19 protein-coding genes are annotated in these 22,560 nt (G+C 40.2%); 10 read left to right on the top strand and 9 right to left on the bottom strand.

Annotation, left to right across the window (positions count from 1 at the left end; all coding sequences use genetic code 11):
* The first annotated feature begins 2 nt into the window (after positions 1-2).
* The 6 genes from M3210_RS05740 to M3210_RS05765 all read left to right on the top strand — a co-directional run bounded on the left by M3210_RS05740 (position 3) and on the right by M3210_RS05765 (position 9,638).
* Positions 3-2,045: a hydantoinase/oxoprolinase family protein gene (locus M3210_RS05740; RefSeq protein WP_251512329.1), complete on the top strand. Its 2,043-nt coding sequence runs from the start codon at positions 3-5 to the stop codon at positions 2,043-2,045.
* Positions 2,046-4,007 (top strand): hydantoinase B/oxoprolinase family protein, encoded by a 1,962-nt coding sequence (locus tag M3210_RS05745; protein ID WP_251512330.1) that lies wholly within the window; start codon positions 2,046-2,048, stop codon positions 4,005-4,007.
* 69 nt (positions 4,008-4,076) lie between these two features.
* The gene (locus M3210_RS05750) at positions 4,077-5,483 is read left to right on the top strand and encodes an APC family permease (protein ID WP_251512331.1); all 1,407 of its coding nucleotides are present in this window, start codon (positions 4,077-4,079) and stop codon (positions 5,481-5,483) included.
* A 269-nt stretch (positions 5,484-5,752) separates the two neighbouring features.
* Complete coding sequence (locus M3210_RS05755; RefSeq protein ID WP_251512332.1) at positions 5,753-6,913, top strand: CaiB/BaiF CoA transferase family protein; 1,161 nt, start codon at positions 5,753-5,755, stop codon at positions 6,911-6,913.
* 4 nt (positions 6,914-6,917) lie between these two features.
* A complete protein-coding gene (locus tag M3210_RS05760) occupies positions 6,918-8,123 on the top strand; it encodes an acyl-CoA dehydrogenase family protein (protein WP_251512333.1) in 1,206 nt (401 codons plus the stop codon).
* 69 nt (positions 8,124-8,192) lie between these two features.
* Complete coding sequence (locus M3210_RS05765; RefSeq protein WP_251512334.1) at positions 8,193-9,638, top strand: NAD-dependent succinate-semialdehyde dehydrogenase; 1,446 nt, start codon at positions 8,193-8,195, stop codon at positions 9,636-9,638.
* 61 nt (positions 9,639-9,699) lie between these two features.
* Here the strand turns inward: M3210_RS05765 and M3210_RS05770 are convergent, their stop codons facing one another.
* Positions 9,700-10,005 (bottom strand): DUF3870 domain-containing protein, encoded by a 306-nt coding sequence (locus M3210_RS05770; RefSeq protein WP_251512335.1) that lies wholly within the window; start codon positions 10,003-10,005, stop codon positions 9,700-9,702.
* Positions 10,006-10,650: 645 nt separating this feature from the next.
* On the opposite strand from M3210_RS05770, the gene M3210_RS05775 reads away from it, so the two are divergent.
* The 3 genes from M3210_RS05775 to M3210_RS05785 are packed head-to-tail and all read left to right on the top strand — an operon-like array spanning position 10,651 to position 11,721.
* On the top strand, positions 10,651-11,286 hold the full coding sequence (locus tag M3210_RS05775; RefSeq protein WP_251512336.1) for a sigma-70 family RNA polymerase sigma factor: 636 nt from the start codon (positions 10,651-10,653) through the stop codon (positions 11,284-11,286).
* Complete coding sequence (locus M3210_RS05780) at positions 11,279-11,452, top strand: YvrJ family protein (RefSeq protein WP_251512337.1); 174 nt, start codon at positions 11,279-11,281, stop codon at positions 11,450-11,452. Before M3210_RS05775 ends, M3210_RS05780 begins: the two co-directional genes overlap by 8 nt.
* On the top strand, positions 11,449-11,721 hold the full coding sequence (locus M3210_RS05785) for a helix-turn-helix domain-containing protein (protein WP_251512338.1): 273 nt from the start codon (positions 11,449-11,451) through the stop codon (positions 11,719-11,721). The genes M3210_RS05780 and M3210_RS05785 overlap by 4 nt, the downstream gene beginning before the upstream one ends.
* A 254-nt stretch (positions 11,722-11,975) precedes the next feature.
* Here the strand turns inward: M3210_RS05785 and M3210_RS05790 are convergent, their stop codons facing one another.
* Positions 11,976-13,268 carry a S8 family serine peptidase gene (locus M3210_RS05790; RefSeq protein WP_251512340.1) on the bottom strand — a complete coding sequence of 431 codons (1,293 nt, stop codon included), beginning with the start codon at positions 13,266-13,268 and terminating at the stop codon, positions 11,976-11,978.
* A 380-nt stretch (positions 13,269-13,648) separates the two neighbouring features.
* On the opposite strand from M3210_RS05790, the gene M3210_RS05795 reads away from it, so the two are divergent.
* On the top strand, positions 13,649-13,897 hold the full coding sequence (locus M3210_RS05795) for a DNA alkylation repair protein (protein WP_251512342.1): 249 nt from the start codon (positions 13,649-13,651) through the stop codon (positions 13,895-13,897).
* A 101-nt stretch (positions 13,898-13,998) separates the two neighbouring features.
* On the opposite strand, the gene M3210_RS05800 is transcribed toward M3210_RS05795, so the two are convergent.
* From M3210_RS05800 to M3210_RS05830, 7 genes are all read right to left on the bottom strand, one after another.
* Positions 13,999-15,957, bottom strand: coding sequence for a TRAP transporter permease (locus M3210_RS05800; protein ID WP_251512344.1), 1,959 nt, complete (start codon positions 15,955-15,957; stop codon positions 13,999-14,001).
* Positions 15,958-16,065: 108 nt separating this feature from the next.
* Positions 16,066-17,058 carry a TAXI family TRAP transporter solute-binding subunit gene (locus M3210_RS05805; protein ID WP_251512346.1) on the bottom strand — a complete coding sequence of 331 codons (993 nt, stop codon included), beginning with the start codon at positions 17,056-17,058 and terminating at the stop codon, positions 16,066-16,068.
* Between the two features lie 357 nt (positions 17,059-17,415).
* Positions 17,416-18,573 (bottom strand): YeiH family protein, encoded by a 1,158-nt coding sequence (locus M3210_RS05810; RefSeq protein WP_251512348.1) that lies wholly within the window; start codon positions 18,571-18,573, stop codon positions 17,416-17,418.
* Positions 18,574-18,745: 172 nt separating this feature from the next.
* Entirely contained in the window at positions 18,746-19,618 is an 873-nt protein-coding gene (gene galU / locus M3210_RS05815) for a UTP--glucose-1-phosphate uridylyltransferase GalU (protein ID WP_251512351.1), read from the bottom strand.
* A gap of 285 nt (positions 19,619-19,903) precedes the next feature.
* Entirely contained in the window at positions 19,904-20,305 is a 402-nt protein-coding gene (locus tag M3210_RS05820) for a GntR family transcriptional regulator (protein ID WP_251512353.1), read from the bottom strand.
* Positions 20,306-20,324: 19 nt separating this feature from the next.
* Complete coding sequence (locus tag M3210_RS05825; protein ID WP_251512355.1) at positions 20,325-21,056, bottom strand: hypothetical protein; 732 nt, start codon at positions 21,054-21,056, stop codon at positions 20,325-20,327.
* 223 nt (positions 21,057-21,279) lie between these two features.
* The gene (locus M3210_RS05830; RefSeq protein ID WP_251512357.1) at positions 21,280-22,452 is read right to left on the bottom strand and encodes a M20 family metallopeptidase; all 1,173 of its coding nucleotides are present in this window, start codon (positions 22,450-22,452) and stop codon (positions 21,280-21,282) included.
* Between the last annotated feature and the right edge of the window lie 108 nt (positions 22,453-22,560).

Genomic DNA, 22,560 nt, shown 5'->3' on the forward strand with positions numbered 1-22,560 from the left:
TCATGGGTAACTATCGTGTTGCAGTAGATGTCGGAGGCACCTTTACAGATGTATTTGTTTTTGATGAGAAGTCGAAAGAAATTTTAGTCGCAAAGACTGCTTCAACTCCTGCCAACCCAGAAAAAGGAGTCATTAATGGAATCGAAGCTGCCAATATTTCCGGAGAAGATATATCCGTTTTCTCCCATGGTACAACAGCTGGTACGAATGCCTTAATTGAAAGGAAACTGCCTAAAACTGCTCTAATCGCCACAAAGGGATTTCGTGATGTTACTGAGATTCGCCGAGGTACAAAACTAGATTTATGGGATGCTTATAAGGACGTGGCAGAACCTTATATAAAAAGACGAGATCGCTTTGAAATTAATGAGCGGATCGACTATTCGGGAAATATCCTTGTTGAAGTTGATGAGCAAGAAGTAATTGAGCTTGCGAAAAAGCTAAAAAAGAGAAATGTAGAATCGATTGCAATTAGCTTTATGAATGCTTATGTCAACGGAGATAATGAACGGAAAGCAAAAGAAATTTTGCAACGTGAACTCCCAGACGTATATATTTCTACATCAAGCGAAGTGTTGCCGGAGATTTTCGAGCACGAGCGGACAAGCACTACAATTATCAACTCTGTCCTTGGACCGAAAGTAAGCAAGTATATTGATGTTTTGCAGAATCAAATTAAAGAAAAAGGCTATGACGGAGAGATTTTAGTGCTTCATTCTGGTGGCGGAGTGATGACATCGGAAAACGTGCAAAAATACGCAGGTCGCCTTGCCAGTTCTGGAATAGCGGCAGGAGCGATAGCAAGCAAACATATTGCAGAATTATGTGGTTTTAAAAACGCGATCGGGTTGGACATGGGAGGAACGAGTACAGATATTTCCCTCGTCTATGATGGCGAACTTAAAACTACAAAAGAATGGTATATCGAATATGGCTACCCGATTGGTTTCCCTAGTATTGAAATCATGACAATTGGTGCTGGTGGCGGCAGTATCGCGCGAATTGATGAGGGTGGTTCATTACGCAACGGACCTGAAAGTGCAGGTTCTGAACCGGGGCCGGCCTGTTACGACTTAGGTGGAACAGATCCAACGAACACAGATGCCAACTTAATTTTAGGCCGTTTAAATGAATCGTTACTAGATGGCAAAATGACGTTAAATAAAGAAGCTTCCAAAAAGGCTATTCAACCAATTTGTGAAAAGTATGGTTATAGCGAGCATGAAGCTGCAGATGCCATCCTAAAAGTCGCTAACGCTAACATGTCTGATGCACTCCGGCTTATTTCCGTCCGTAAAGGATATGACCCGCGAGATTTTGCGTTAGTTGCTTTTGGCGGAGCAGGTGCTCTCCATAGTGCTTACTTAGCTAAGGAACTCAGCATTCCAAAGGTAATTGTTCCAGCACATCCAGGTGTTGCGGCAGCACTCGGTTGTTTACTTGTCGATTTCCGTCATGACTTAACAAAGACATATGTAGCAAACACAGATGATGTTGATATAGATACAATCGAACAGGAATTTTCGAAAATGGAAATCGAAGCTATTAAATTATTAGAAAAAGAAGGCATTGGAAAAGAGTCTATGAATCTAATTCGCCATTTGGAAATGCGTTATATCGGACAATGGCGCTCGTTAGAAATCACGGTTGGTAGAGATCTTACTTCTTTAGAAGCTGCACTTGAAAGTTTCCATAAAGAACACGAGCGTGCGTATTCTTTCTCCAATCCAGATCAAGGTGTTGAAGTTTATGGGTTCCGAGTTGAGGCAGTCGGAGTAGTGCCAAAGCCGGAATTACCAAAAGAAAAACCAGTTGGCTCCTTGAACGAAGCATTGAAAGAATATCGGGATGTGTACTTTGAAGAAGTTGGAGGATTCATAAATACACCGATATATGACCGTCCAGCTGTACCAGTTGGTTCACATTTAAATGGACCGGCAATTGTGGAGCAATTGGATTCCACAGTGGTCATTCCTCCAGAATTTACAGCTGAAGTTGATGAGTATAAAAATATAATTATTTCATTGAAAAGTGTGGTGGAATAAATGGAAACAGTATTTAAGACAAAATTGGATCCTGTGACGTTTGAAGTATTGAAAAACGGCTTTGTAAACCTAGTTGACCAAATGTCAGAGCAGATTCTTCGCACTTGTTATTCCTTTGTTATTTATAACCGTGACTTCAGTTCAGCACTATGTGATGCTAATGGCAATACAATTATGCAAGGTACGCAAGATATCGCTGTCCACGTTGGAACACTTCATTTGACTGCGAAAGCTGTTATTGAAGATTTCGGTGATGATATTCATCCAGGGGATGTTTTCCTAGTAAACGACCCGTATCGTGGTGGTACACATTTTAATGATGTTCGCGTCATCCGCCCTGTTTTTCATGAAGATAAACTGATTGCTTTTATGCAGTCTAATGGACACTGGGCAGATATGGGCGGATCCGTTCCAGGTTCTTTTGATGTAAGTTCAAGAGACCATTATGGAGAAGGTGTACGTATCCCACCAGTACGTGTTTGGAGTAAAGGTGAATACTTGCACGATGTGGCAAATTTACTTATCTCCAATATGCGAGTTCCGGAAGAAAGACTTGGAGACTTGCGTTCACAGGCTGAAGCTACTAAAGTCGGCGAAACAGAGCTGATCCGCCTTGTTGAAAAGTATGGAGTCGAGACAGTCTTGACTGCTTTTGATGAAGTTCAGGATTATGTCGAACGTCTGACACGGGCAAAAATCAAAGAACTTCCTAAGGGCACTTGGGAAACGGTTGATTACATTGATATGGACCCTGAACTTGGAGATGGATTAATCCCAATCAAAATAAAAATGACTATCGAGGAAGATGAAATATTTTATGACTTGGATGGAACCCACGATGCAATTAGTTGTTTTCTAAATTCATCTTTCGGCGCTTCTTTATCTGGCTTATATGCAGGAACAAAAACGTTTTTCCCTGACATTCCTTTAAACTCAGGATTTTATCGTGTCGTTAGGGCCCATCTTCCTGAAAACTCGGTTGTAAATGCAAGTTGGCCTGTTGCTGTTACCGGGTTCTGTTCTGGACCATATGAAAAAATTATGAATGCTTGTTTTGAACTATGGTCCTACGTGATGCCTGAAAGGGCTCTAGCCTGCTCCTTCAACCTTGAATATTTATTAATCGGTGGTTGGGATAAACGTGACCGTTACGATAACTTTTTCATGTGGTATGACTGGATGGCTGGTGGACATGGTGGCAGAAGTGACCGAGATGGTGCGAACGCGATGTCACCAGTATTTGGAGCCGGTTTAAGTGTCCAACCGTGCGAAGGCCAGGAACGATTGACTCCCGTTGTGACTTCTTACCATCAAATCATTACAGATTCAGGTGGACCTGGTGAGTTTCGTGGTGGGTGTGGAGTAGAAAAAGGCGGTACGTTAACCAATATTGAAGATACGGTTATGTCCGTTTGCTGTGACCGTTCACGTTCAGTTACATGGGGAATCTATGGAGGTCTCCCTTCCAACCCACACGGAAACTGGCTGAATCCAGGAACGGATAAAGAACAATTCCTTGGCGCTTTCTTCTCCAATATCAAAGTAAAAGAAGGCGACAGTTTTTCCAGACCATCAGCTGGTGGCGGCGGACTGGGTGATCCATTAAAACGACGTACAGAAGCTGTTTTAGAAGACGTTATTGATGGATACGTTTCGGTTGAACGGGCTAAAAAAGATTACGGTGTCATCATTAAAGAAATTGATACAGAATTAGATTTATATGAAGTATTGGAAGATGAAACTGCAAGCGAAAGAGAATATATCCGAAATAACCGTAAAAAATGGCTCCGTGAAGATATCGATACCGTCCATGAATTATATAAAAACGGTGAAATCGACGAATTAGACTTAATTCGTAAATATGGAGTACTTGTTGATTTTGCAAACGGAAAAGTTTTATATAAATCCACCGGCCAGTTTAGAGAAATGCTGGAAAAACGTTCGGCAGCTTATTGGGATTAAAGTTAGAACAGATTCATGGTGAGATTTTAAGGATAATCTCACCATGAACTTCAGTAAGGGGGATAATGCATGGATTCGGATCAACAATTACTTAAACTGTTAGGTAACAAAGATGTCCTAGCACTCGCTTTTGGTGCAATGATCGGTTGGGGTTGGGTTGTAACTACCGGTATTTGGATTAATGAGGCTGGATCATTAGGGGCAATTTTAGCATTTGTTATTGGTGGAATAATGGTCGTGTTCGTAGGCCTTACCTATGCAGAGTTGGCTTCAGCAATGCCACTCGTTGGTGGAGAACTTGTTTATACTTATAAAGCAATGGGCAGGGTAATGGCTTTTATTACGACTTGGGCAATTGTTTTTGGGTATGTATCGGTCGTTGCATTCGAAGCTGTGGCCTTGCCAACAGTATTTGAATATTTAATACCGAACTTCAGCCAAGGATATTTGTATACAATTCAAGGCTGGGATGTAACCATTACATGGGCTGGTACAGGAATCATTGGCTCGATCCTCATTGCTTGGATAAACTATCGCGGCATTAAGCTCACCTCTTTTATCAACATGGTTTTAACATTATTAATTATTATTGCAGGTATTTTATTGATTACAGGGAGTGGGTTTTCTGGAACTACGGGAAACATGCAACCATTCTTTGAAAATGGCTTTGCTGGATTATTGACCGTAGTCGTCATGACTCCATTCATGTTTGTCGGTTTTGACGTCATCCCCCAAGCAGCCGAAGAAATCAATTTGCCGAAAAAACGTATTGGACAGCTATTAATCTTCTCTGTTGTGCTGGCAGTGATTTGGTATGTAGCAGTAATCTTCGGTGTGTCACGGGTAATGACCCCTTCCGAATTAGCTGCGACAAACTTAGCAACTGCAGATGCAATGGGGAAAGCCTTTGGCGGTAGTCAACTGATGGCGAATATTCTTGTTTTGGGTGGAATCGGCGGTATTTTGACAAGTTGGTTAGGTTTTTATGTTGGTGGAAGCAGAGCAATCTATGCGATGGCTAAAGCGGGTATGTTGCCAAAGTTCCTAGGAGAGTTGCATCCCAAATATCGGACTCCACATAAAGCTATCCTTTTGATCGCCATCATGTCAACATTTGCTCCATTACTCGGGCGCCCAGCCCTTGTTTGGTTTGTTGATGCTGGAGGTATCGGATTAGTTATTGGATGGTCTATGGTCGCACTTTCCTTTGTCATCCTGCGTAAAAAGGCACCTGAAATGAAGCGTCCGTTTAAACTTCGAGGTGGAACACTACTTGGGTGGATTGCGACAATCTCCGCATTTGCTATTGCGACTCTATACTTACCAGGAATGCCTTCCGCTTTAGGTGTACCGGAATGGATTATAATTGGAGTCTGGTTTTTAATCGGGGTTATATTTTATAATTACTCGATGAGGAAATATGGTAAAGATAGTGCCGACGAGCATTTAAGGAGAGAAATAGACCGCATTGCTTAAGAGCGTATTAGCCCAGAAATGGTCAACAAAAAAATTATCTATACAAATAATTAAGAATATACTATAATAAGAGCAAGGAAATCATGTTAAGATGCATCCACGTCTACCTCACATGATTCTTTTTTAAAAAAATTAGTTAACTGCCTAAACTGTTCCAAATCCCTACCAGGATTGTTCCAACAGTCGGAAGCCAGTTCAAATGAATTTACAGTCTACTGTAACTCATTTGATCTGGCTTTTTTTAATCCATATGAAAGGAGGTATAGAAATTGACTTCAGCTCTATCGCATATTAAAATCCTTGATTTGTCACGGGTGCTCGCCGGTCCATATTGCACGATGATCCTAGGAGATTTAGGTGCTGAAGTATGGAAAGTTGAAGCACCAGGTGGCAGTGATGAGACCCGTAAATGGGGTCCTCCTTTTCAAAAAGACGTCAGCGCTTATTACTTGAGCGCGAACCGTAACAAGAAAAGTATAACCGTTGACCTGAAAACCGAGGAAGGAATTGACTTCATCAAAGAGCTCGTTAAGGAAAGTGATGTCATCATTAATAATTTCAAGACAGGCACAATGGAAAGATTCGGACTCGATTATGATACTCTCTCGAACATAAATCCCGGGATTATCTATTGCTCAATCACTGGTTTCGGGGAGACTGGGCCTTATAAAGATATGCCTGGCTATGATTTTATCATTCAAGCAATGAGTGGATTAATGAGTATAACAGGAGATGAAAATTCTGGGCCACAAAAACTTGGTGTTGCCATTACCGATGTTTTAACTGGCTTATACGCATGTATCGGGATACAGGCCGCACTGCTTGAGAGAACAATATCAGGCAAAGGACAGAAAATCGACATGTCCCTTTATGACAGTGCTGTTAGTTCATTAGTCAATATCGGTAGTAATTATCTCATGTCAGGGAAGAACCCCCAGGCACTTGGAAATCATCATGCTAATATCGTCCCTTATCAAACTTTCAAGACACAAGATGGCGAGATTGTCATTGCAGTTGGTAATGACAACCAATATAAATCTCTATGTAACATCCTGGAAAGACCTGAACTAGCTACAGACGAAAAATACTTAACCAATCCGGATCGGGTTAAGCACCGGGAACAGCTAGTACCATTATTACAAGAGGCATTTCTGGAAAAAACATCAGATTATTGGCTGACAAGATGTAATGCAAATAACATTCCATGCGGCCCGATACAAAATATAGAAGAAGTGGCAAAAGACCCACAACTAATTGCACGAAATATGTTTATCAGCGCAGACCACCCAACTGCCGGACCAATTAAAATGATTGGCAGTCCATTGAAATTATCAAGAACACCTGTAACATACCGACACCACCCACCAAATCCGGGTGAACATAATCAGGAAATTAAATGGAATATCAACAATAAAATTGAGGAGAGATGATCAGATGAACTTTGAATTTTCAGAGGAACAAAATATGCTTCGTAAAACAGTGAGGGATTTTACCGATAAGGAAATCATGCCATATATTGCTGAATGGGACCGGGAAGGAAAATTTGATCCAAGCGTAATTGAAAAGCTTTCTGAACTTGGGCTCATGGGAGTATGTATTCCCGAGGAATATGGCGGCAGTGGAATGGATTACAACGCACTAGCAATTGTTTGTGAAGAATTAGAGCGCGGTGATACAGCATTCCGCACAGCTGTATCCGTCCATACCGGATTAAACAGCATGACACTGCTCCAATGGGGAACAGAAGAACAAAAACAGAAATACCTCTCACCTCAAGCAACAGGTGAGAAAATTGGTGCATTCGGGCTGACCGAACCAGGCGCTGGTTCGGATGTTGCAGCAATGGAAACAACTGCAGTAAGAAGTGGTGACCATTACATTTTAAATGGACAAAAAACTTGGATTTCCCTCTGTGATATCGCAGATCACTTTCTCGTCTTCGCATACACAGGCAGCAAGTCGGAAAAACATAAAGGAATTTCAGCTTTCATTGTGGAGCGCACATGGGAAGGATTTTCATCAAAAGCCATTAAAGGAAAACTAGGCATCCGTTCTGGAAATACGGGTGAAATATTCTTTGACAATGTAAAAGTGCCGAAAGAGAACTTACTCGGCGAAGAAGGTGAAGGTTTCAAGATTGCCATGTCTGCGTTGGATAACGGACGCTTCACCGTGGCGGCCGGAGCTGTCGGTCAAATCATGGCTTGTATCGAGGCGAGCGTTAACTATTGCCACGAGCGAGAAACATTCGGAAAAGAAATCGGCAGACACCAACTCGTTCAACAAATGATCGCTAAGATGGAAGCAGGACTCCAAATGAGCAGACTTCTCGTGTATCGTGCTGGTGAATTGAAAAACCAAGGAAAACGCAATACCCGAGAAACTTCCCTGGCAAAATGGCAAGCATGTGATTTTGCCAACCAAGCTGCGGATGATGCGGTGCAAATCCATGGAGCTTACGGTTATTCGGATGAATATCCAGTGGAAAGATATTTGCGTAACTCAAAAGCACCTGTCATCTATGAGGGTACGAGAGAAATTCATACGATTATGCAAGCGGAATATGTGCTTGGTTATAGGAAAGATAAACCATTAAATAAAATGCTGCCGGCCTGGAAGGTTGAAGCCGTTAAACAGTAAAGAGAAACCGGGACAGGGACGGAATAAGTGCCTGTCCCCTATCCTACTTTGTTACAGGAGGGTAAGAGGATGAACATAGAAAACCAGACAAAAAGTATATTGATTGACGGCGTGTGGAGAGATATTGAAGAAAGAACGGAAACTATTTATAATCCCGCCACATTAGAACCAATCACTAAGGTCGCTTATGGTGGAAGACAGGAAGCAGATGAAGCAATTCAAGCTGCAGCTAAAGCAATTCCTTCTTGGAGTGAAATGACAGGCCGCGAACGTTCCGGAATCTTGTATAAAGCTTCTGAACTAATGAACGAAGATGCCGAACGGCTTGGAGAAATATTGACACTCGAACAAGGGAAACCTCTTTCTGAAGCTATCGGTGAGGTAAAAGGGGCTGCAGCTTTTCTATTATGGTATGCAGAAGAAGCAAGCAGAGGATACGGGGAATGGATTCCTCCTTCCAATAAATCAAAACGGTTACTCGTCATTCCGAAGCCAATTGGTGTAGTTGGTGCAATCACACCATGGAATTTTCCGTCTTCCATGATTACAAGGAAAATTGCTCCCGCTCTCGCAGCAGGATGTACAGTCGTATTAAAACCGGCTCCGGAAACTCCCCTATCTGCGATTGAAATCATGAAGATTTTACAACGGGCTGGACTTCCAGATGGGGTCGTTAATTTAGTTACTGGAGATGCCGAAGAAATTGGTAAGGCAATGCTCGAAAATAAAGATGTCCGGCTGATCACGTTCACAGGATCAACAGCTGTAGGAAAATATCTCATGCAGGAAAGTGCAAAACACGTGAAAAAGCTCTCCCTTGAGCTCGGTGGTCATGCACCGAGTATCGTCTTTGAAGATGCCGATATCGAAAAAGCTGCCACCCTTGTCTTAGGAAGCAAGTTCAGGAATAATGGACAAACATGTATTTGTACGAATCGTCTGTATGTACATGAGTCAATTGCAGAAGCGTTCACTACAAAGCTTACCGAGAAGGTAAACGAATTAAAAATCGGTTCTGGTTTGGAGGAGGATACCCAGCTTGGGCCGTTGATTAATAAAAAAGCAGCTGAAAAGGTGCACGCCCACTTGGAAGACGCTGTAAATAAAGGAGCAGAAGTAGTATGTGGTGGTGCACCGTGGGACGGTGACTTGAAAGGGTACTTCTACGAGCCAACGATTCTATCAAATGTTACGAATGACATGATGATTATGAGCGAAGAAACATTTGGACCAATTATCCCTATCCAGACGTTTAATGATGAAGATGATGTAATCCGGGCTGCAAATGATTCGGACTATGGATTAGCTGCGTATATCTTTACAGAAAATACAAATCGTGCCATTCGCACTTCTGAAAAGTTGGACTACGGGATTGTAGGGGTAAATGACGTATTTCCTGCCACACCAGAAGCCCCTTTTGGTGGTATCAAGCAATCAGGTATCGGCAAAGAAGGCGGTCATCACGGAATGAGTGAATTTCTTGAAGAGAAGTTTGTATCAATCGGGATAGACTGACCACCGTAGATTGATTGTAAGTCCTCTAAACAACTTTAGAGGACTTACAATCTTAAAACGTTTATCTCATATTTTCGTACTGCTTGTACAAGTCTTTCAATGCGGAAGCCAGTGCGTTACCCGCTTTTCCAAGATAATGTTCTTTTACTGCTTGGACAGGTTTGTCAATTCCATCCTGTAAACTATGTCCTTTCAACAAATGCTGGACAAAGTCACGTCCATGCTCTGTTGCCAGGGTACAACTTGCGGTCACAATCACACCATATTTTTTATCTATTTCAGCAGTGATCGTCAGTGTTTCATAAATATTTTTTGCTGCCATTCCAGAAGGAAGTCTGGAGTGTCCTGCAATAAAGACTGTGTTCATATTCCTTCACCCCAAATTAATTTTGAATTTTCTTTACTATAAATATAGCATGATTTTTTATTACAATATAGTTTATTCACCGTATGGAATCATCGAAATTTTGAACCCTGCCACCCCAGTTCTTTCCTAATAAAATCCATCCTGTAAGCATTTTTCCACTGTTTCGTACATAAACTTGAAATAAATACCATTAGAACATAAGCTCTGAAAACCATTCCTAACATCATCATTGCAGAAGCATCAGGTTCGTTATTACTGAATGTTATCTCTTTTTAAACAACCGAAATGGCATCAAACGTATATATGGATGAAAATCCATTGCATTTTAAATTCAAAACAGTCCTTTATTCATAATAAATTGTAAAATTTATCGCAACTATATAACTAACTCCTTTGACCTAATTGTCGAATACACTTCCTTAATCTTACATTTTTCTCCACTTAATTAATGTAAATGACCTAGTTATAATTTCCTGACAATATATATTCAGTTCATAAACATCCTGATTTTTACCTCCATTCGTCAATAATCACTATTTTTAGTATAAATAGTAATAATTGTAAATATTTAATATAATCTAGTAAAAACAGGTTGTATTATAGGTAGCTATTTTGCCTTTATAAGTTGAAGGGAGGAAAGAAAGGATGGAGAAAGATAAAATTTCTGAAAAAGATCAGAGTGAATACACTTGGGCAAAGAAATTTATCGCTGAAAATGAATTGATTTTCCAAAATTATTTATTGCAGTCGTTCTTGCTGAAAAAGGAAAATTATTCGCTGCTGAATCAATCCATCCGTTACCCAACATCTGATGCTAATAAGGCTTTGGACCGAGCATTCCAGGAACACTTTGCTGAACTGAGATTAATCAGTCAACTCTCTAATGAATTAAGAAGGCATGCCATCCGTTATGATCAAAAAATCAACCTGTACAGAAACAGGCAACCGCTTATCTTGGACCAGCCCATTAATGAAGAAGAGACGCCAAGTCCATCTCTAGTAGATATCATTAAAAATGGTGACACATCTCCTTTAGACCAAGCTTTGAAAAACAGCTTAGACTTGGAAGCACATATTGAAGATCCAGCACTTTATCAAGCGATCTTATCTCTTACACCCCGGCAAAAACACATTTTAACCGCATCTTATCTGCTGAATATGTCAGATACTGAAATCGCAGCTAAAGACGGGGTCTCCCAGCAGTCCATTTCAAAAACAAGGAACAAAGCCTTGGAAATTTTGAAACAAAAATTAATGGCAGAGGAGGGAGAACATGGCTGAATTCTATACGCTTACCAGTCTGATTCCGTTACTGGAAAATGTTGGTTTCCCTTTGGTCGTAACCTTAATCCTGCTAATCCGTTATGAAGTTAGGATGGAGCGCTTGGAAAAGCATTCAAGGGATCTGACAGACACCATCAATAAATTAAGGAGGGATATTTCATGACTCGACTCATCGAACTAACCAAAAAAGTCCAGAAGCATAATGATATCAAATCACTGGAAATTGTTCTTAATTTATTCGAGCCAAAAATCAAAGCCTCTCTGAGACAAACTTCTCCTCAAGAACAACATGATCTTTATCAAGAGCTGAAAATAAAAGTCATTGAAATTGTAAGAAAATATGATATTAACGACACATGTGGATTTTGGGAATTTACAAATAGGTTAAAGGAACAACATGCACTTGATTGCAAGGATAAAGAAACATCTTGAAAATAAATATTTACAGGGGGAGTAGAGACAATTTTATATGATTATAAAAATCATCTTCCATCCACCAGTAAGTCCCGTTCCCTCATATCCTTTAGGGGAACGGATACATAACCATAATCTTTTAACCGCCCACATTCTCCATGCATAGAGTACTGTTCATCCTCTTTTTCTCATTCATGTCTTCACTTTTTTTAGTTACCCACTATTCTTTGCAAAACTTTAGGGAGAACCACCGGCTCTCCCCTGCCATGTGCTTAACTTTCCTGCGCTACTTTAGTCGAGCTCGGTAATTGATAGTGTTGTGCCATCTCCACTGCACTACCCGCTTCTACATATCCCCACACATCATCTAATGTTGACTGGGCAGTCGCCTTAAGGATGCTTTTTACATCATTTGGGCTAAGATTTGGATTGGCTTCCAACATGAGAGCGATGACTCCCGCACATATAGGTGTAGCCATTGAAGTTCCTGATAATTGAATATATTTTTCATCAATGATCTGGTCTGGCAGTTCGGATTCCAACCTTGACCCAGGTGCCAACAACGAGATGATATTTGTGCCAGGTGCATAAATATCGGGCTTTACAAACGAGTCAATGGACGGCCCTCTACTCGAATAATCCGCTATATGATCGTCTGAACGGTCTACTGTATTTAAGTCATCTGTTGATCCAACCGTAATAATAAAAGGATCAATCGCAGGAGTACTGATTGTTTGTTGTTGCGGACCGCTATTTCCTGCCGCTGCACATACGACAATTCCATTATGCCATGCCATTTGAGTTGCTTGAGCCAAAGGATCATCTCGGAAGGACTCGTAGGCCGGTGCTCCAAGCGAAAGGGAGATAATTCGAATCTCATGCTCTTCTTTATGCTCGATGCACCATTCCAACGCTTCGATTATCGTTGAGAGTCTGCCACTACCCTGCTCATCTAAAACTTTCAAACCGACAATCGAAGCTCCAGGTGCAGCACCAATATATTTGCCATCTGCAAAACTGCCACTGCCTGCTGCAATCCCTGCACAATGCGTCCCATGACCATTATCATCATATGGTTCGTTCTCTCCGTTAACAAAATCATGGAAAGCTATCATTCTATTTGATGGCTGAGTCACGTCTTCATGCGGGGAGATACCTGTATCAATAACCGCTATGGTGACTCCTTCCCCGGAAAAACCTAATTCTTCCTGAACTTGAATTGCACCGATTTGATCAGATGCAATATCAAGGAAAGAGGTGACCATCCGATCATAAAATATTCGTTCTACCGCTTCATGTTCTTTAATTTGTTTTATTTTCTCTGGTGTTAGATATCCCTTCATTCCATTTATACTGTGTAATTCCCTACTAAGATGATTATGGGAGGCGTCATTACATCTTTGCAGAAGGTCATTTCGTTTTTCTTCGTCGCAATTCCCTTTCAGGTATACGATAATTGGAATTTCATTTCGATCCCCATTTGAGCTGTTACGTAATTGTTCCACCAAGCCAGGATCAAGTTTTCTTCCAGCACCTTCAAACCATAGTTCTTTGTTATTACTCATTTTAACATCCTCCTTGTTTTGATGAATGGTATATCGGACTCCTTGTCCCCCCTCCCTATTTGGCCTTGTTGAACGCATGAAACATGTGCAATTTTCCTGGCACAAGAAAAAGGATACCTATACGTGTAAAGGCATCCCTTTGGAATAAATAACAACGTCAAAGCTAAAATTATTTAAATGTCACATTTTTGTAATATAAGCAAAACAATTTGATATTTAATCCGGATTGTTCAAGGTGACTATTAAACCAGCATTTCCAATAACTTAAACATGGATAGCTGAATCTAATAAAATGAATAATAACGTATACATGAAACCAAAATAACGATAAAGCTTTTATTAAAATACTTTATTGGAATCATGATAAAGGAGGTTTTTAAGTGAATAAACCGTATCGTTGTCCAAGTTGCAAAACAAACAGATCACGCTTTAATATCATTGAGCAAGTGGCCACCCCTGTTAAGCTCGACGCTACAACCGGAGAAGTCCTGACGGAATATACGGATGGAAATACAGAATCATTTCATCATCCATATAACGGACCAAAATTCAGAATTCAATGTGGCGTTTGTGGACTGATAGAAAATGAGAATATGTTTAAACAATTCGCTGAGTATGGAGGAAATTAATAAATACTGCAATTCTTGAACATGGACACCAAACACCATATGATAAGTAAACAAACACACAGAATCGTTGTTTCCTGTGTGTTTGTTTCGTTGTATAAAAATTAAACCGTTGCCTTCATTTCCATGTTCCCTGAATCATCGTCTCTTCTTTTTTGAATAAAGTAAATACCGAGAACAAGTAGAGCACCTATTGCACTACTTACGAAATCTGGAATAATCAGGATAATTCCGGCAGCAAATAAAATAAGTCTTTCCCAAAGATAAGAATCCCGCATGAAGTGGCCAATTACAGAACTGCTGACAGCCATCATTCCGAGAAGCGCAGTTATTAATCCTATAATTAGTGGAATCACCTCTACATTTACTAATACGAGTATTTCATTGTATACAAATATATACGGTACGATAAATGCAGCGATTGCCAACTTAACAGCAATGACTCCACTTTTGAACGGATTAGCTCTCGCAATCCCCGCTCCGGCATATGCCGCAAGACAAACAGGTGGTGTAATATCCGCTGCAATTCCAAAATAGAATACAAACATATGTGCAGCGATAGGAGCGATACCGAATTCATTGATCAGTACAGGAGCTGCAACCGTCGCTGTAACCACATAATTCGCTGTTGTCGGCAACCCCATTCCAAGAACAAGGCATGCAATCATCGTAAAGAATAAGGCGAATATCAATATCCCCCCGGACAGTGCTATAATTCCAGAGGCGAACTTTGCACCAAGACCGGTGATACTGACTACCCCTGCAATAATGCCAGCTGTACCAACCGCTGCAATTACCGCCAAAGCTACACGTGCCCCTTGTTCAAGAACATATATAAGCTTCTTCAGGTTCATTCGTGACTCTTTATCAATAAAACTGACGATAAAGGCTCCAGCAATCCCCATGATTGCGGCTCTTTGCGGGGTAAAACCTATCATAATCGTCCCGATTATAATCACAACCGGTAAGAGCATATACCAATTTTGAGCCATAAGTTTCCGGAAACTTGGCAAATCTGCTTTAGGCAAACCGTATATTTTTAATTTTTTTGCTTCAAAATGAGTTCCGATAAAGATACCAGTAAAATAAAGAATGGCTGGAATAATTGCGGACAGCATAATGGTCGCGTAGGATACACCTAAATACTCCATCATGATAAATGCGGCTGCCCCCATTAGTGGTGGCATAATTTGTCCACCTGTAGATGCCGATGCTTCTGTTGCCGCTGCGAATTCAGGTTTAAATCCTGACTTTTTCATCATCGGAATGGTGAAAGATCCGGAGGCAACTGTATTACCTACTGAACTTCCAGACACCATTCCTTGCAATGCACTAGCAGTAACCGCAGCTTTAGCCGTTCCACCAGTAAATCTTCCTGTAAGTGCAAACGCAAGGTTATTAAAAAACTCCCCGATTTTAGTATTCACAAGAATTACTCCGAAAAACAGGAATAGAAAAATAAACTTTGCAGAGATTTGTATCGGTGTGCCGAACACACCACTTTCCTTATACCAAATATCAGTAGCAAGTCTTTCGAAAGCAAACCCTGGATGAGATAGGATTTGCGTAGGAACAAAATTACCGAATAAAGCATAGAGCAACGTAATTGATGCAACAATTACAATCGGAACACCTACTGTTCTTCTTGTCGCCTCCAACAATAACAAAATTCCGAGTACTGAAATGATCACATCCATGGTGCTGTAACCGGAAATTCTACTCTGTAAAATTGAATCAAAGAAAATAATTTTATGATAGGTCACATACATTGCTGTAAATGCTAAAATAACATCATACCATGGTACTGTCTTTTGTTTTTTATGCCAACCTTTCTTTGCAGGAAATAGTAAAAATATAATACCTAAAGCTGTACCTAAATGAACAGCACCCTGCATTTGGGAAGGAAGTGTACCGAAGTAACCTGTATAAAGATGAAAAAGGGTTAAAGAAACACCTAAAAATGTTACTACCCAAGCCCACCGGCCAATTTTCTTCCGATAGTTTTCTTCTTGACTATATTTCTCTAATATTTCGGTAGTATTCAGCTCCTTGTTTTCATTCATTCCAACACTTCCTTTATTAGTACTATAAGTTGTTAATCAAATTCCTCTAAAAATAAGAGTTTAATAGTAGGAAAGGGATCTACTAAATTTAAGATCCCTTAACTGTAATTATTTTGCTAAATCATCCATACTCTCAATTCCTGTATTTTCGCGAGTGATAATCTGAATAACTTCCGGATAGATGTGCCCAATAAATGCAGCATTCTCCACCGCTTCTCCTTCAAAATCACCTTCCCCATTCACAGCAGCTTGAGCAGGAACATGCACCGTCATCCCTAAATCAATGTTTCCATCGCGGATACCTACCATGTTCTCGATTGAAGCACCAGTTTCTGTGTTGGTGATATTTATACCATCAATATGGTTATTCCAAATATTGGCCATCTCTCCGCCAAGTGGATAATAAGTACCTCCTTGACTTCCCGTTCCTAAGATAAGTTCAGATTTTTCTTCAGATACATTCAACTCAGCCACCGGGTTATCAATCGTTAATCCTTGTTCTTCATAGTAACGCTTTGCTCCCGGGTGGATCGGCAGGCCCTCTGCTCCATTTAGTGCATTTTCCAATGTCATATGGGCAGATTGAGCATGGGTATTTTCATTTGCATTCTCTACCATGCTCTTAGCAAGTTCATATCCGAGTTCTTCAGAAATCGTGTCTGTACTTGCCATCAAGATCGCATAAGCAGTTACCGTCTCCACATCTGAATCCATGAAGTCATAGGTCCCATTTGGTATCGTATAACGACGATAACCACTATTTTCTTCAATATGTGCGATTGCTTCATCGGATAATCCAAGCAATTTTACATCTCCAGCAGAAGCTTGCAAACTCTCAATACTTCCGGCAGGCAATCCTAGAATTCCAATGGATACATCGATGTTTCCATCCTGCACTCCATCCGCCGCATCACCAAAACCCTCTTGATAAGCTGTGTAGTCATCTTCCCCTATTCCATATGCCTCTAGAATTAATTTGGAGGCTGAATTTGTTTCACTAGCAGGTGGTCCAATCGCAATGTTCTTTCCCCCACCGCCACATGCAGCGAGAACTAACAAACTTACCATTACAAGCAGAAACAACAGTCTCTTTTTCAACATTCATGACTCCCCTTTGCTATATTTTTATATTTACTACTATTAATTAAACTTCTTTAAATGTCAGTGGAATCATTGGTGTGCTGAAGAAGTTATTGAATAACCAGCATTGAACACGCTTTCATTTCTTGGTGTAAGAAAGGTAGAGGTGAGTAAAGATTATAGAACGCAAAAATAAAATACACTTTTCCGAATATAGGTCAAAAATAGATTATTCAGATAAGGTAAAACTATTTTAACACAGGTGAATTTTTTCTACAACAACAATTGTACATGCAGTGACTTATAGAGGACAATTAACACGAAATAAAAAACCTCATCTGAAATATATTTTCCAGACAAGGTTTTATTCTTAAATCATTACATATTTATTAATCCACCAAACATTGCGATCAGCAACAGACTTGCCAAACCTACCGAAACTGCCGCGACAAACCCAATATAAAACGGCTTCAGCCCAAGTCCTTTAAACATCTTAAAGTCAGTGGTAAGCCCGACTCCAGCCATCGCCATACCTAGTAGGTAGGTGATTCCAAATGAGCTTAGTTCAGTATATAAGGCATGCCAGGTATCTTCTCCAATAATTCCAAATGCGTTACCTGACGCAACCAATGTTGCATCACCTATCGTCCGGAGAACAGAAAGAAGTAGAAACCCAATTACAAACAATGGGATAAAAGTATACCATTTTGGTAAACTGACTGTATTGTCCCTATCCACTTTATTCCCCTTCGATTTCGCTAAAAACATATAGGATACTAATGGAATGATTACAATGATGAACAAATTTCTCGTAAGCTTCGTTACCGTAGCCGCTTCAACCACTGCCTGTGATTGAAACATCTGGTCATATATTAAAGCTGCTCCTGTCACCTGAGCTGTGTCATGAATGGCAGTTCCTAAAAATAATCCTGCTTTAATCGGATCATCTGCAAATAAAAAATTTGCAAGAAAAGGATAAATCAGCATTCCAGTCAAACCAAATATGGTGATGTTGGCTACCGCATAAGAGATTTCATTTTCCTTCGCCTTGATTACTGGAGACGTAGCCATGATTGCACTGACTCCACATATTCCCGTACCACTCGCTATTAACGTTCCTAACCTTATGGATTGATTCATCTTATGAGTCAAAAATAACGTAATGCCTAGACCGACCGTAATACATACAGCAATAAGCGGAATTCCAATTGCACCTAGCTTTAAAGCCTCCATCAAACTTAACCGAAGACCGAGTAATATAATACCGGCCCTCAATAAATACTTCATAGAAAAAGAGATTCCTTTTGAAAACAAACCTGGGACTTTTATTAAATTTCGTACAATAATTCCAAGCAGTATAGCAACAAATATTCCAGAAACAGGAGATTTGCTGTCTGCTTCTAATACTCCAATCCCTTTGAGCACCTCACCAATCAAGTCGGCACCAACCATACCTAATAGCATAATAAACAGACAAAGGATAATTCCTGGTAAAGTGTCCTTAAAAAAGTTAGATTTTTTCTGTGCATCGTCCAAACCGCTTATTCCCCTTTTCTATTTATAAATACATATCATAACTCTTCATGTTATCAGAGGCACTGCTAGTTTTCAATATTCGAAAGTGAGACACAACTTCTTAAGAACAAGAATAAAAGCAGCTACGTAAAAAGATAGCTGCTCCTCTTGGTGATAATAGTGGGCCACCAATTTATTTCATATCTCTCACTTTTCTCTCTAAAAACTCATAAAACTCGTGCTTTAATTCCTCATTTTCTAAAGCCATTTCCACCGTTGTCTTCAAAAAGCCCATCACATCTCCAACGTCATGGCGTGTACCTTGGAAATCATAAGCATAAACTTTTTGCTCTTCATTCAGCATTTGAATAGCATCGGTAAGTTGGATTTCTCCCTGTGCACCAATATGCTGTTTATCCAGGTGATTAAATATTTCAGGGGTGAATATGTACCGACCCATGATTGCTAAATTTGACGGGGCTGTTCCAGGTTTTGGCTTCTCTACAAAATGATTCACCTCGTAGAGACGATCCTCCTTCGTGCTTGGATCGACGATACCATAACGATGGGTTTCATGCTCACCTACCGTTTGCACACCAACAATGGAACTTTGCTTTTCATCAAATTGATCGATTAATTGTTTTAAACCTGGAGTATCGGCTTCTACAATATCATCACCAAGCAATACAGCAAATGGCTCATTACCAATAAACTTTCTTGCGCACCATACGGCGTGTCCTAAGCCCTTGGGTTCTTTCTGGCGGATATAATGCAGTTCAATGTTGGAAGCTTGGTTCACTTTCTCCAGCAAATCAAATTTTTCTTTATTTAACAAGGTTTGTTCTAGCTCGTAATTATGGTCGAAGTGGTCCTCAATCGCACGTTTCCCCTTACCGGTTACAATAATGATATCTTCAATTCCAGAAGCAATTGCTTCTTCTACAATGTATTGGATCGTCGGTTTATCCACGATCGGCAACATCTCTTTCGGCATTGCTTTCGTAACAGGCAAGAATCTCGTTCCTAATCCTGCAGCTGGGATGATTGCCTTTTTTACCTTACTCATGTACTCTCCTCCAGACCATTCTAATTGATATCTTCATATGTTTTCCTTCAATTGCTATTTACAAAATAAGTATCTCAAATATAGAGGAACGATTCAATACTGACGATAAGCGAATTACTTAAGAGTTAATTCTCCTTCTGTATTCTGCTGTTTTGGAGTTAATAGTATAGTAATGATATCCTCCAACTCTAAAGAACTGCGATGGCGCTACTCGAATTTCCATAGGTCCCAGATGAAATTCTTCAATAGTTTTTTCCAGGTTTGAGATGGTCAATATGGGTTCCACTAGTTGTTATCCCCTTTCTCTTTTGAATGAGAAGCTAAAATATCTTGGATGATTTCTTCGATTTCCTCGATGCTGTAGTCAAAACTAAGAGCAGCTTCTACAGCGCTTTCCATTATTTTTCTTACAGTAGAGACTTTAACTTTCTTCTTTTGTCCTTCTGATATGTCTGCAACAAACGTAACTTTACCTTGTAGCGTTTGAATAAAGCCCTGTGCCTCCAAATCTTGATATGCCCTCCTTGTAGTAATACTGCTGATTTCCAGTTGCTTGGATAATGCACGAATAGAGGGAAGTGCTGATCCCGCAGCTATATGACCACCGGCAATCAAAGCCTTTATTTGATTGACAATCTGATGATAGATTGGTTCTCTTGAATCCTTTGATAATTTTATAGGAAGCAAAGAAATACGCTCCTTTCCATTAGAGATAGTCTACCTCATATAAGTGTTCCGTCATTTTATTGCTCCAATAACGCAGCCCCACAATCGCCAATATAATAGAAATGATTCCAGAAGCAATACTCCATCGATCAGCCAAAATTGCACTCCAACCTACGATGCTGTTCTCGAAGATATATGGGAAAAACAAAATGACAGCGATTCCTAAAATGACAAGTAGAACGGATAAAACGGAAATCATTTTACCTGATGGTATTTTGTATACTACCACTTCCAGGGAAAGCGCCGCTAAACCTCCATAAATTCCAAACGATAACCAAATCAGTGCAAAAGCTATATAACTGCCGGGTTCCAATATCCCCCTTATATCTGGATTAAAAAGGTATACCATCAGCAGCATGTATAATTGAAAAGGGATGGAGCTCAAGAAATAGATGAAGAGTGTTTTCCAAACAACAATCTTTCCATTTATCGGCAAATGTAAATTCATGACAACTGCAGGAAACCCCCACATGTCACCGCTTATCTTTTGAAATTGCATGCCTTTCGCTTTAAACCAAGTAGGCCCAAAGATAAATAGCAAAATGAATAACAGGTCTAAAATAGCAAATTTACTATTACCCAGAAGGTCAAAACCCATAATAATCAGAACCGTATAAAATGTAAAAAACAGCAACAAATTGATAAAGTTTCTTTTTGATACTTTCAGTCCCGGTTTTGCTACGTGCAATACCGTTTGCATTGTTTCCTTCACGATGTAATCTCCTCCGCCTCAGGTGTTATAGTGTGTATATCTTTATACACACTTTAACGGTTAAGTGTACAGGTCAAGGGTAATTTTCAGATAATAAGGAGTTGAATCGGAATCATCATTGGGAAAGCCTTGCTACCTGCGAGTTCCTTCCATTAAAAAAGTCTCCCGAGAATGGACTAACCATGTCTCCGGAGACCTTTCAATGTGTTAACTATTCTTTTATTCAACTACAAACGATTTCTCCAACCGCTTTAGCCGCAACAAGCATACAATCCTCATCCATATCGAACTTCGGATGATGATTGAAATAAGCATCCTCCACCCCTTTTGGTTTACAGCCTACGTAAAAGAAACAGCCGGGGATTTTTTCAAGATAATAAGCAAAGTCTTCAGAACCAGAAAGCATTTGGAATTCCTTAACTTCCTTAATCTCCGGAGCATCGGAATTCTCTAACGTAGCAACCACATGAGCAGTTGCTTCCGGGTCATTATATAACGGCGGATAATCAGGAACATACTCCAACTCGCATGTCACACCAAATTGAGCTTCGATACCTTTAACAATCCGCTCCACTTCCTCTTGAATGACTTGCTGTGTCTTCGATGTCATATAGCGAACGTCACCTTCCAGCACCACACTATCCTTGATTACGTTGAACGTTCCCTTTCCGTCAAAAGAACCAATCGTAATGACACCCATCTCAAAAGGATTAATCCGGCGACTGATAACCGTTTGGATTGCTGTCACAAAGTGTGACCCCGCTACAATGCTATCATTGGCTAAATGTGGCGAAGATCCATGTCCACCTTTACCTTGAATCGTCAGCTTGAAACATGACCTGCCTGCCATAGCATATTCACTTCGATAACTGACTACACCAGTTGGGTGGAATGGAAAAAAGTGGACCCCATAAACATTCTCGACATCATCCAACAGACCGGATTCCATTATGCTTTTTGCTCCGCCGGGTGGAGTTTCCTCTGCATGCTGATGGATGATTTTAACCGTTCCAGATAAGGAATCTTTCAATTGGATGAGACAATCGGCAAGTACGAGCAAGTAAGCAGTATGAGCATCATGGCCACAAGCATGCATGACCCCATCATTTTTCGATTTAAATGGTACATCCGTTTCTTCTTGAATCGGCAGTGCATCGAAATCAGCTCGGAGTGCAATTGTTTTTCCTGGCTTGCCCCCTTGGATAGTAACGATGATTCCGTATCCGTTGCCCACATTGGTATGTAACTCCACATCTTTCCCTTCATAAAAGTCAGCAATATATTGTGCTGTCTTTTCTTCTTTATAAGATAGTTCCGGATTTTCATGTAAGTAACGACGGATTTCAATCATTTCATCTTTACGACTTTCCAACATGTCCATTAGTTGCTTTTTCATTTACATCCCTCACCTATCCTATTTTGATTAGTCACATGAATCTGTATTTTCTATTATCTCATAACAACCAGTAATTATAGTGCCATTGCCAACAAAAGTTACTTCATT

This window comes from Oceanobacillus luteolus (assembly GCF_023715655.1).
Lineage (GTDB): Bacteria > Bacillota > Bacilli > Bacillales > Amphibacillaceae > Oceanobacillus > Oceanobacillus luteolus.